Here is an 11,220-nt window from a genome sequence, read left to right on the forward strand (position 1 = left end):
TACTTAGATATAGATAATAGCTTAAAATATGGTTAAATAATTTATAATTTTTAGAATTTTCTTAGTAAAATTATTTTTACCTTTTTAGTTTAAATTAATCTTAAATAGTTTAGAATTCTTTACTTTTAGGTTTGCGGAGCAAACAGACAACTTGAACTACTTTTTCTAACTCAAGAGTCAAACAAATCACTATTTTTTATTTTAAAGGATTTTTTATGGAGTTTATTCAAAACTTTAAAAAAACTCTTTCAAGATTTTGGTCACCAATTCCAGCAGTTATTGCTCTTGGAGTTTTAAGTGCATATTATTTTGGAATTACAGGAACTTACTGGGCAGTTACAGGAGAATTTACTAGATGGGGTGGACATTTTTTACAAATGTTTGGAGTTGATGTTTCAACTTGGGGTTACTACAAACTTATGAGCATTGAAGGAAACATTTTCACAAGAATTGATGGAGTTATGATTATTGGTATGTTTGCAGGATGTATTGCTGCTGCATTTTGGGGAAATAATGTAAAATTTAGATTACCTCTAAACAATATTAGAGTTTGGCAAGCACTTATTGGTGGAATTATTGCAGGTTTTGGAGCAAGACTTGGGATGGGTTGTAATCTTGCAAGTTTTTTTACAGGAATTCCACAATTTTCATTTCATGCATGGGTATTTACAGCATTTATGATGGTTGGAGTCTATTTTGGAGTAAAAGTTGCTCTTCATCCATTCTTTCAATCAAAAATAAAAATGCAAAAAGTTTCTTGTGCAAAACCTCTTTCACACGATGAAAACAAAGTAAAAAGATTTTTTACTTTTGGTACACTTATTGCACTTTTAATAATTGCTTATGCGCTATATTTAATCTTTATTGCAAATAGTCCTAAACTTGGTATGGCTGTATTTTTTGGAGCATCTTTTGGTCTTATTATTGCAAAAGCTCAAATCTGTTTCACATCTGCATTTAGAGATATTTTTACAACTGGAAGAAGTGAATTAGCAATTGCAATTATTGTTGGAATGATTGTTGCAACATTAGGTGTATTTACATATTTAAATATGGGTGCTGTTCCTAAAATATTTTGGACAGGACCAAATGTTGTTATTGGTGGATTATTATTTGGATTTGGAATTGTTCTTGCTGGTGGTTGTGAATGTGGTTGGATGTATAGAGCTGTTGAAGGTCAAGTGCATTTTTGGATAGTTGGAGTTGGAAATATTATTGGTGCTACATTATTAGCTTTTGTTTGGGATGATATTTCTGAACCTCTTGCTACTTCTTGGCCAAAAATAAATCTACTTGAAAGCTTTGGTCAATATGGTGGATTAGTAGCAAATTATGGACTATTATTTGCATTCTTTATACTAATTTTAGTTTTAGAGAAAAAATATTTAAGAAAATCAAGAAATAGATAAGGAAAAAAGATGGAAAACAAAGAAATAATCCCAGATTATAGAATTGATATGCAAGGGGAGCCTTGTCCATATCCTGCAATAAATACTCTTGAAGCGATGAAAGAGTTAGAAAATGGAGAGATTTTGGAGATAATTAGTGATTGTCCACAAAGTATAAACAATATTCCAATTGATGCAAAAAATCATGGATATAAAGTTTTATTAATAGATAGTGATGGACCAACAATTAGATATATCATTCAAAAATAGGTTTTTCTGGCTTAAAAGCCAGAAAAACCTAAACTTGACACTTTCTTGACAAATTATTAATTCTATATTAATTAAGCTAACCTAAAATTCATAACTACTCTATTTTAGGAAATATATGAAAATCATCTCTCAATCAAAACTTATAATATTTAGTTCAATTATTTTTACAATATTTTAAAAGTAAAGAACTATGACGAAATCAAGTAGTAATATAATAAAAATATAGTTAATCACAATAAAAAAGGAGTATATATAATGAAAAAAAGTTTACTAACAGTATCGCTTTTATCAATCTTAACAACAAGTTTACTTGCAGGAGATAAAAAAGAGAGAAGTGGTGCAAAAGTATATGCAGAGTCATGTGCTGTTTGTCACTCAACAAAGTTCTTAAAAGAGGCACCAAAATTTGGAAGTAAAGATGATTGGGAGGAATTTATCGAAGAAGGACAACAATTTCCAGTTGCACATGGTTGGGTTGGTACTAGAAAAATGCCAAGACATGGTGGAGATCCAAAAATTACTCTAAATGAATTTATAAATGCAACTGCATATTTAGGTAATTCAGCTGGAGCAGATTGGAAAGAGGCTAAAGATTTAGACAAAGAAACATATAAAGAGATTCTAAAAGAGATTCAAATTAGACTTCAAAGAAACGAACTTTATGATAAAATCGGGAAAAAATATTAATCTTTAACTAAGTAATCCATACTTTTGTATGGATTATCTTGTAAATAATCTATTATATTTGGAGTATAAAATTGAATAAAAATGTTCTTTTAATTGAAGATGATTTACAAATGCAATCTTTAATAATTGATTATTTACAAGATTATGGATTCTCAACAACTGCTTTTATGCATCCAAAAGATGCAATAAATAGTTTCAAACAAAACAGTAACTACTCAATAATAATTCTTGATTTAATGCTTCCTTATATGGATGGTTTTGACTTATTTAAAAAACTAAAAGAGATTAAAAACATACCTATTATTATCTCATCAGCAAGAGGAGATATTGGAAATAAAATACAAGGCTTTGAAATAGGAGCAGATGATTATCTTGCTAAACCTTATGAACCAAGAGAGTTAGTTTTAAGAATAGAATATATTTTAAAACAAACTTCTCTTAAATCTTTTAAAGTTTCAAACTTTAAAATTAACAAAGAAAATAGAACAATATTTATAGATGATTATCTAATTGATTTTACAAAAGTTGAATTTGAAATATTTATATATTTAGTTAAAAATCAAAATAAAATATCTTCAAGAGAGCAGATATTACAAGCTAGTTCATTGGATTTAAATACAAGAAACAGAACTATTGATATGCATATTTCAAATATTCGTGCAAAAATTGGAGATGATCCTAAAAATCCAAAATATATTAAATCTATTTGGGGAATTGGTTACAAGTTTGTAGCCTAATAATTATGTCTATATTTAAAAAACTTCTATTTTTATTTATTTTAAGCCTAATTCTAATGATAACTATTGCTATTTGGATGAATAAAATAAACTCAAATAAAATTGATATTTTAAATTCTCTTGTATTTTTAGATGTTTTTGCACTTTTCTTAATTTTTCTATATATTCTAAAACTTCTATTTCCTCTCAAAAAAATAACAAAAGAGATAAAAAAGTTTGCAAATGGAGATTTGTCAACAAGAATAGATATAAATTCAAAAGATGAGATAGGAATTTTAGCAAAAACATTTAACAAAATGGCTAGTTCACTTGAAAACTCTATTAAAACAAGAGAAGAGCTATTAAGAGATATAGGACATGAACTAAGAACTCCCATAGCAAAAGGAAAATTTGCCATAGAGAAGATTGATGATTTATCTAAAAAAGAGCTTCTTAAAAATATATTTAATGATTTAGAAAAGCTAACAAATGAATTAATAGAGTTAGAAAAATTAAATATTATTAATTTAAATATCTCTACTTTTTGTACAGAAACTTTAGTTTTAGATGCTTTAGGAAAATTATATTTAGAAGATGAATCAAAAATAAAAATAGAGATAAAAGATAATTTTAAAATAGATGCTGATTTATATTATCTATCAATAGCTTTAAAAAATCTAATTGATAATGCTTTAAAATATGCTAGTTCTTCACCAATTATTATAAAAATAAAGAAAAATGAAATAAGTGTTTTAAGCAGAGGCAAAAAACTCTCTAACGATTTAGAATACTATTTAAAACCATTCACTCAAGAATTGAGTCAAAGAGATGGTTTTGGCTTGGGTTTAAGCATTGTAAAAAAAATTATTGATAAACATAGTTTTGAGTTATCTTACACTTACAAAGAAGAATTCAATACATTTAAAATCCTTTTATAATCTATATTGTATAATCTATCCTAATTTTTTACAAAAGGGATAAGATGATAGAGTTGATAAATAAAAAAGAGAATATATTTGAAGATAATATAGCTTTTGTAGAGAATTGGGATTTCTCAAGAGCAAACTTAAACGAAGAAAACAGAATAAGAGCGATTACTCAAGTAGCATCTATTTGCTACCAAAACCCAAAAGCACTAGGAAGTGAGAGTTTATACAATAGACTTATGGCAGAAAGTATGGGATTACCATCTTCAAGTTTTGAGTTTGTTCCAGTATTACTTGATTATGAAAATGAAAAGCATAGAGAGATTTTAAATTTAGAGTACTCAAACAGTAAAAAGTTTGGAGAGCAACTAGATGACAAATATCTTCTTACAAATTATAGAGCTTTGGTTTATGATTATGAAAATCTAAAAGACTCTTTTTCATTTGATATTAGAACAATATTTAATAATGAAGATGAGTGTAAAATAATCAAAGATTATTTTAAAGTATTCTTATATAAAGTTGATCTACCAACAAGAAGCCAAATGGTAAGACATAGAGTTTCATGGCAAGAACTAAGCAGAAGATATGTAAGTGGAAAAAAAGTTCCATTTGAATTCTATGTTAGTCCCAAATTAAAAGATAATGAAAAAGTACAAGAGCTAATAGAAAAAAGCCAAGAGCTTTATTATGAACTATTAGAACTAAAAATCAAACCTCAAGAAGCAAGAAGAGTTATTCCTCAAATGGGATATTCTCAAATTTGGGGAGCATTTTTACCAAGACAACTTGATAACTATTTCAAATTAAGACTTGATGAAACAGCTCAATGGGAGATTAGACAAACTGCACTTGCAATGCAAGAGTTGATAAAATGAGTGCATTAGAAATTGCTGATATCATAGGAACTATTTCCTTTGCTCTTAGTGGATTTCTAATAGCTGTTTACTACAAACTTGATATATTTGGAGTTTTTACTTCTGCTTTTTTAACTGCTTTTGGTGGTGGAATACTAAGAGATATTTTTGCTATAAGAACTCCTTATATTTTTACTTCTGAACTACCTTTAATTCTTGTTGTTTCAACTGTTTTAATAGCTATTTTGTTTAAACTTCATAAAATTATAGATATTGAAAAAAGATGGGCATTTATTGTTTCAGATGCAATTGGATTATCATCTTTTGCAATTACAGGAGCAATAATAGCTTTGGAAAAAGATTTAAACTTTTTAGGTGTTGTTATTCTTTCTTTTATTACAGCTGTTGGTGGAGGAACAATAAGAGATGCTTTAATAAATAGAATTCCTTTTATTTTAGTATCTGAATTCTATGCAACTATTGCAATGCTTATTGGAACTATTGTTTATTTCTTAGATATTTTTGATCTTAGAAATATATTTACTCTTAGTATTCTTTTTGTATTTGGGGTTTTAATAAGAATTTTAGCCTATTATAAGCAGTGGCATTTACCAACTTTATCAAAAGATAATTAATCTATTGTTTACTTTACAAAGATAGAATCTTAAAAAAATTTAAGGAAAAATGATGAAAAAACTACTGATTTTAGCTTTATTAGCTCTTGGATTAAATGCAAATCCTCTAATTATTGATTCAAGCATTGATGGAATAAAAATCAAAGATCAAAAAGAAAAAGAGCATACTTTAGATGCAAATATAAAAACTGTAATATTTGCAAGTGACAAAGGAACAAGTGATATTATAAAAGATTACCTTTTATCTATTAGTGAAACAGAAAATATATTAGATAGAAATTCTGCTGTTTATGTAGCTGATATTTCTGGAATGCCTTCAATAATCTCTAAATTTATTGCTTTACCAAAAATGAAAAAATACCCTTTCCCTATTTTACTTTTAGATGATTCAAATAAAGCGAATTTTACAAAAGAAGATGGAAAAATAATTGTTTATTCAATCCTTGATGGAAAAGTTTCAAGTATTGAAAAAATATCTACAAAAGAAGAGTTAGCAAATATTATAAAATAATATAAACTTGGAAACAAGGATTAAAAATCCTTGTTTTTTTCTTATGAAATAATATTAAAAAATCCCCTTACTTACACATAAATTTCCAAAGGTTCGATTTTATTCAAAATTTGCATTAAATCTTCCTCTTTTTTTGTTTCAAAGTTTGGAATATTATTTAATCCAATTTTTGACAACTCAATAAGCAGTTTTCCATAATGATTTATTTGTGCTTCTTGTAAATCTTTTGAAAAAGCATATTTTGATTGAACTCCTTTTTTATATAGTTCAAAAATATCTTCACCATTTGAAGTTAAAAACTTTCCAATTATCTCTTTTAAATCATTTAGATTAAATCCTGTGATATCTTCTATCTCTTTTATCAAATCATATTTATTTATGCTTTGAGTATATGGATTGATTTTTATTGCATCATTTCCACTTAATATTGAATTTGTAGTATCATTTATCCAATCTGTTGCCCAACTATTTTTTCCAGTTCCAAAGTTCTCTTTTTGTCCAATATCATAAAAACTTCCATTTTCATACTCTATTGAAAGTATTAAATCAGGAACATTTTCAAATCCTTTTCTTGCTAGTTCTGTTAATTGATTTTGCTGTTCTATTAGTACATAGTTTCTTTGCTCTTCTGTAAGTGATTTTCTATGTCCAAAATTTTCCTTATAAATTTCGAATATATCTACTCCATTGGGAGTTATAAATTTATCTCCTCTTACTTCTAAATCTGCTAGGTTATAGCCTGTTACCTCTTTTACAGAATTTACTATATTAAGTTTATCTTGTTTCTCTTTTGTAAATTGACTATTTTCTTCAAATTTACTTCCCGTTATATGCAAAAATAGTTGTTTTACATTTTCACTATTTTTATTTAATATCTCTTCTATTGTATTTGCCAAGTTTTCATCTTTTGCACCATTTACTTTTAGTGTATAGTAGTTCGGTTCTATTGTAAATGTTAGTTTCTCATCTTTTGGGATAGTTATTCCGTAATTATTTAGCAAAGTTTGAAATTGATTGTTTACTGCTTCTCTATCAAACAGTCTACTTTTAACATTATCTATAATACCACCTAAAAGTGGTCCTTTATCTCTAAATATTGGATCTGTAAAAGTATGGTTAAATAATCTTCCATTTCTTAAATATACAATTTCATGAGAGTTAGCAACTCTCCTTTCTTCTTCTGTTAAACCTTTTATATAGTATGGTGAGTTTTCAGTATAATATTTATCTGAAATATGAGCCATTGGATTTGCAAATTTTTTGTTCTCTTCATTCATTCTTGCATAGTGTTCATCTAGCATTTTAATTCGTTTTTCTTGCTCAATATTGACATAACCATTCCTAGCTTTAATTATTGGTTCATTTGAACTAAAATCAACTTTCACTGGTTCATCTAACTTTTTTTGTTCATTTATAGTTTTTGTTTGGTTTACTTTTATACTACCATTCAATGAGCTAAATTGTTGTTGTGCTGTATTTGAACTAATTATCATAAAATCCCCTTACTTACACATAAATTTCCAAAGGTTCGATTTTATTCAAAATTTGCATTAAATCTTCCTCTTTTTTTGTTTCAAAGTTTGGGATATTGTTTAAGCCAATTTTTGAAAAATCTTTTAGTAAATTTCCAAAATAATCACTCTTTGCTTCTTGCAAATCTTTTGAAAAGAAGTATTTTGATTGAAGCTCTTTTTTATATAGTTCAAAAATATCTTCTCCTTTGCTAGTCAAAAATTTTCCATTTTCTTCTTTTAAATCATTTAAGTCATATCCGATAACATCTTTTAGTTCATTTGCTAAATCATATTTATTTATACTTCTTGTAAATTCAGATGGATTTTCTGTATATTGTGATTTATAGTTTATTTTATTTTGAGCTGCATTATATTCACTTGTTTTTGCTATATTCCACTCTTCTATCCAAGCTGTTTTTCCTGTTCCATAGTTTTCTTTTTGTCCGATATCATAAAAACTTCTATTTTCATACTCTATTGAAAGAACCAAATCAGGTACATTTTCAAAACCTTTTCTTGCTAATTCTGTAAGTTGATTTTCATAGTATATTAAAATAGTATTTTTATCAAACCCAGGGTTTGGGTATCTTTCATCAAAATTATTTTTGAAGATTCTAAATAAATCTGTTCCGTCTGGAGCTAAAAATCTATCTCCTTTTACTTCTAAATCTGCTAAATTATATCCTGTAAACTCTTTTGCAGAATTTACAATATTCCACTTATCTTCTTTTTCCTTTGTAAATTGTGTGCTACTATCTGATTTCATATAATTTATATGAAAAAATAGTTGTTTTACATTTTCACTATTTTTATTTAAAATATCTTCTATTGCTTGTGCCAAATTCTCATCTTTTGTACCATTTATTTTAAGTGTATAGTAGTTTGGTTCTATTGTAAATGTTAGCTTTTCATCTTTTGGAATAGTTATTCCATGTTTATTTAGTAAGGTTTGAAATTGATTGTTTACAGCTTCTCTGTTGTAAGCATTTTCTTCTGCTCTCATAATATCGTCAAATACAGGTGTTTTTTTACCTTTTAAAACGGCATCATCATACATAAACTCAGATATTTCCCCTTTCATAGTTAAATGTCTAATTTCAGTATATGAAGCAATATTTCTCTCTTCTTTTGTTAAGCCTTTTATATAGTATGGTGAGTTTTCAGTATAATATTTGTCAGTAATATGATTTACTGGACTTTCAAATTTTATATTTTCTTGATACATTTTTGAATAATGCTCTTTTAATATTTTATCTCTTTTATCTATTTCTTCATTTACATAGCCATTAAGTCTAGCATTTATTATAGTATCATTATTTCCAATATTTAATTTTACTGGTTCATTTATAGGTTTACTATGTTCTGTTTGAGATATATTATTTGCATAAGTAACTTTTATAGCTCCATTTAGTGAGCCAAATGATTGTGATATATTTGTATCTATTCTCATAAAATCTCCCTTACTATACAATTCTTAATAATAGTTTAATTATATAACTTTATTCTTTAGATTGAATTAATTTTATTTATGTATGATTTAAAATCTTAATACAAAGTAAAAATTATGTTAAAAAATAGTTTTAAGAACTTACTAAAATATATTTTAGTTATGTTTATTGGTTTTGCATTTACAACAAATGCTTTTGCTACAATTACAGGTAACAACAGTTTTGCTACGGCTTACGATATAGGCTATTGGCAATATGGTAATTATGATGTTACTCATTTAGATCCTAATCAAAGTGAGGCTTATTATAAATTTACAGCAAATACTGGAGATAGAGTTTATGCTAGAAGCTCTTATGATGCATATACTGGAATGAAAATTGAAACAATAGCAAGTAATCAATCTACAGTTTTAGATACTGGAACTACTGTTATGGATAGTTCATCATTTTCTCCATTTATATTTGCAAAAGCTGATGCCACTTCAAATGGGCAAGTTTTTTATATTAGAGTTACTAGAGGAAGCTTTACGGGAGATATGTATTTTACAGTTAGAGTTTTTGATAGAATAAAATCTGGAAGTGGTGTTTACAATTTTTCAGGGACAGCTTCAAATACGGGTAACTATATAGGTGGACCTGGTAAAGACTCATCTGTTATATATTCCAACTTAATAGGTAGTTCATCTATTCCAACTGGTGCAATAGTAAAAAGTATTACAACAACAGGTTCTCAATCACCAGTTCAAGGAAATGTTTGGCATAATATTCAATCTTCACAAACTAGCACTTGGTACACTTCTACAATATCTAGTTCATCAAATGGTTCATATAATATAACTTTGGCAAATAACTTAGATGTTGCAAGAAATTGGGGGTTCAAATATCATACAAAAGCAGTTGGTGCTTCAACTATGTCAAATGTAAAAGCAACTATTCAGTATGAATATGATGAAACTTTAGGTTTTAAACCTTAGTTAAAAAGTAAAGAGAAGTTTAAAACTTCTCTTAAAAAATAAATTTTATGCCAAAAGCTTTACAAAAGCTTCAACAATAGCTATTTTTTCAAGTTCTTTTATTCTAATTTCTAAGCTTTCAGCTGTTTCATCACTATTTAATGAAAGCTCTTTTATTAAAATTTTCTCACCTTCATCATAATTTTCATTTACATAATGAATAGTAACTCCTGATTTCTTTTCACCATTTTTTACAACAGCTTGATGAACAAAGCTTCCATACATTCCAGCTCCACCATAAATTGAAGGTAAAATTGCAGGATGAGTATTTATAATTTTATTTGGAAAAGTTTTAAGCATATTTTCTTCTATTTTTTTCATATATCCTGATAAAAATATATAATCACAATCAAATGTTTTTAAAGTTTGAGAAATTTTTAAATCAATATTATCTTCTGGAAAAAGTTTTTGATTTATTACAAAAGATTTTACTCCATAATTTTTTGCTTTTTCTAAAACTCCTGCATTACTATTATTTGTAATTATTACTTCAACTTTTGCATCTAAAATTCCAGATTCAATTGCTTTTTGTATTGTTTCAAATCCACTTCCATTATAAGATGCCAAAATTCCTATTTTTTTTACCATTTTTATCCTTTTACTCTTTGAGAATGTGTTAATGCAATTGCTATTGCATCTGTTATATCAAGTGGTTTTATCTCTTTTTTAATTCCTAATAATCTTTTTACCATAAAAGATACTTGCTCTTTTGTAGCTTTCCCATTTCCTGTAACTGCTTGTTTTACTTGAAGTGGAGTATATTCAGCAAAATTTCCAAACTCTTGTAAAACTTTTAAAGAGATTGCTCCACGAAACTGTGCTAGTTTTATAACTGTTTTTGGATTAAAAGCATAAAACATATCTTCAATCGAAACTTCATCTATTTTATGATTATTAAAAACCAAATCTAAACCTTCAGTCATCTCTACAATTTGCTCTTGCAAAATAGTTGTTTTTATTTTTATTAATCCTGCTTCAACAAGTTTTAAATCTCTTCCAGATTTTTCAATAACTGCATATCCACAATTTCTAGTTCCTGGATCGATTCCTAATATTTTCACTATATTCACTCTTCTTTATAAATAATTATTCACATTTTAAAAGCTGATTATATCGTAATAATTTAAAAGATAAAAAAACTATTCACATTTTTAATCACATTTATAAAGATAAAATTTAAGATATTTTCACATAAAGCTTATTTACAATTTTTTTAGCTATAATAAGTGCTTATAATAAATTGAAATAGGTATAA

At 26.7% G+C, this 11,220-nt stretch carries 13 protein-coding genes; 9 read left to right on the forward strand and 4 right to left on the reverse strand.

Annotation, left to right across the window (positions count from 1 at the left end; translation table 11 throughout):
- The first annotated feature begins 215 nt into the window (after window positions 1–215).
- The 8 genes from yedE (at window position 216) to ATH_RS09800 (ending at window position 5,990) form a co-directional block, all read left to right on the forward strand.
- Window positions 216–1,409, forward strand: a complete 1,194-nt coding sequence (gene yedE, locus ATH_RS09765; RefSeq protein ID WP_066181984.1) for a selenium metabolism membrane protein YedE/FdhT — start codon at window positions 216–218, stop codon at window positions 1,407–1,409.
- A 9-nt stretch (window positions 1,410–1,418) separates the two neighbouring features.
- A complete protein-coding gene (gene yedF / locus ATH_RS09770) occupies window positions 1,419–1,658 on the forward strand; it encodes a sulfurtransferase-like selenium metabolism protein YedF (RefSeq protein WP_066181987.1) in 240 nt (79 codons plus the stop codon).
- 255 nt (window positions 1,659–1,913) lie between these two features.
- Window positions 1,914–2,345: a c-type cytochrome gene (locus ATH_RS09775; RefSeq protein ID WP_066181990.1), complete on the forward strand. Its 432-nt coding sequence runs from the start codon at window positions 1,914–1,916 to the stop codon at window positions 2,343–2,345.
- A 71-nt stretch (window positions 2,346–2,416) separates the two neighbouring features.
- Window positions 2,417–3,082, forward strand: a complete 666-nt coding sequence (locus ATH_RS09780; RefSeq protein ID WP_066181993.1) for a response regulator transcription factor — start codon at window positions 2,417–2,419, stop codon at window positions 3,080–3,082.
- 5 nt (window positions 3,083–3,087) lie between these two features.
- A complete protein-coding gene (locus ATH_RS09785) occupies window positions 3,088–3,999 on the forward strand; it encodes a HAMP domain-containing protein (RefSeq protein WP_066181996.1) in 912 nt (303 codons plus the stop codon).
- A 44-nt stretch (window positions 4,000–4,043) separates the two neighbouring features.
- Window positions 4,044–4,865, forward strand: coding sequence for an FAD-dependent thymidylate synthase (locus ATH_RS09790; RefSeq protein ID WP_066181998.1), 822 nt, complete (start codon window positions 4,044–4,046; stop codon window positions 4,863–4,865).
- On the forward strand, window positions 4,862–5,479 hold the full coding sequence (locus ATH_RS09795) for a trimeric intracellular cation channel family protein (RefSeq protein WP_066182001.1): 618 nt from the start codon (window positions 4,862–4,864) through the stop codon (window positions 5,477–5,479). Before ATH_RS09790 ends, ATH_RS09795 begins: the two co-directional genes overlap by 4 nt.
- A 52-nt stretch (window positions 5,480–5,531) precedes the next feature.
- A complete protein-coding gene (locus ATH_RS09800; protein WP_228140832.1) occupies window positions 5,532–5,990 on the forward strand; it encodes a hypothetical protein in 459 nt (152 codons plus the stop codon).
- 71 nt (window positions 5,991–6,061) lie between these two features.
- Here the strand turns inward: ATH_RS09800 and ATH_RS09805 are convergent, their stop codons facing one another.
- Window positions 6,062–7,483, reverse strand: coding sequence for a DUF4885 family protein (locus ATH_RS09805; RefSeq protein WP_066182007.1), 1,422 nt, complete (start codon window positions 7,481–7,483; stop codon window positions 6,062–6,064).
- A gap of 13 nt (window positions 7,484–7,496) precedes the next feature.
- The gene (locus ATH_RS09810; protein WP_066185336.1) at window positions 7,497–8,954 is read right to left on the reverse strand and encodes a DUF4885 family protein; all 1,458 of its coding nucleotides are present in this window, start codon (window positions 8,952–8,954) and stop codon (window positions 7,497–7,499) included.
- A gap of 114 nt (window positions 8,955–9,068) precedes the next feature.
- Here ATH_RS09810 and ATH_RS09815 point away from each other — a divergent pair, with 114 nt between their 5' ends.
- A complete protein-coding gene (locus ATH_RS09815) occupies window positions 9,069–9,926 on the forward strand; it encodes a hypothetical protein (protein ID WP_066185334.1) in 858 nt (285 codons plus the stop codon).
- A 45-nt stretch (window positions 9,927–9,971) separates the two neighbouring features.
- Here the strand turns inward: ATH_RS09815 and purN are convergent, their stop codons facing one another.
- Window positions 9,972–10,553: a phosphoribosylglycinamide formyltransferase gene (gene purN / locus ATH_RS09820; protein ID WP_066185332.1), complete on the reverse strand. Its 582-nt coding sequence runs from the start codon at window positions 10,551–10,553 to the stop codon at window positions 9,972–9,974.
- A 2-nt stretch (window positions 10,554–10,555) separates the two neighbouring features.
- Window positions 10,556–11,026: a crossover junction endodeoxyribonuclease RuvC gene (gene ruvC / locus ATH_RS09825; protein ID WP_066182019.1), complete on the reverse strand. Its 471-nt coding sequence runs from the start codon at window positions 11,024–11,026 to the stop codon at window positions 10,556–10,558.
- Window positions 11,027–11,220: the final 194 nt, after the last annotated feature.

Source organism: Aliarcobacter thereius LMG 24486, from assembly GCF_004214815.1.
Lineage (GTDB): Bacteria > Campylobacterota > Campylobacteria > Campylobacterales > Arcobacteraceae > Aliarcobacter > Aliarcobacter thereius.

What these genes read in the sequence shown, in the direction of transcription:
- yedE (WP_066181984.1), top strand. Translation starts at nt 216, where the DNA reads ATGGAGTTTATTCAAAACTTTAAAAAAACTCTTTCAAGATTTTGGTCA.
- yedF (WP_066181987.1), top strand. Translation starts at nt 1,419, where the DNA reads ATGGAAAACAAAGAAATAATCCCAGATTATAGAATTGATATGCAAGGG.
- ATH_RS09775 (WP_066181990.1), top strand. Translation starts at nt 1,914, where the DNA reads ATGAAAAAAAGTTTACTAACAGTATCGCTTTTATCAATCTTAACAACA.
- ATH_RS09785 (WP_066181996.1), top strand. Translation starts at nt 3,088, where the DNA reads ATGTCTATATTTAAAAAACTTCTATTTTTATTTATTTTAAGCCTAATT.
- ATH_RS09790 (WP_066181998.1), top strand. Translation starts at nt 4,044, where the DNA reads ATGATAGAGTTGATAAATAAAAAAGAGAATATATTTGAAGATAATATA.
- ATH_RS09795 (WP_066182001.1), top strand. Translation starts at nt 4,862, where the DNA reads ATGAGTGCATTAGAAATTGCTGATATCATAGGAACTATTTCCTTTGCT.
- ATH_RS09800 (WP_228140832.1), top strand. Translation starts at nt 5,532, where the DNA reads ATGAAAAAACTACTGATTTTAGCTTTATTAGCTCTTGGATTAAATGCA.
- ATH_RS09805 (WP_066182007.1), bottom strand. Translation starts at nt 7,483, where the DNA reads ATGATAATTAGTTCAAATACAGCACAACAACAATTTAGCTCATTGAAT.
- ATH_RS09810 (WP_066185336.1), bottom strand. Translation starts at nt 8,954, where the DNA reads ATGAGAATAGATACAAATATATCACAATCATTTGGCTCACTAAATGGA.
- ATH_RS09815 (WP_066185334.1), top strand. Translation starts at nt 9,069, where the DNA reads ATGTTAAAAAATAGTTTTAAGAACTTACTAAAATATATTTTAGTTATG.
- purN (WP_066185332.1), bottom strand. Translation starts at nt 10,553, where the DNA reads ATGGTAAAAAAAATAGGAATTTTGGCATCTTATAATGGAAGTGGATTT.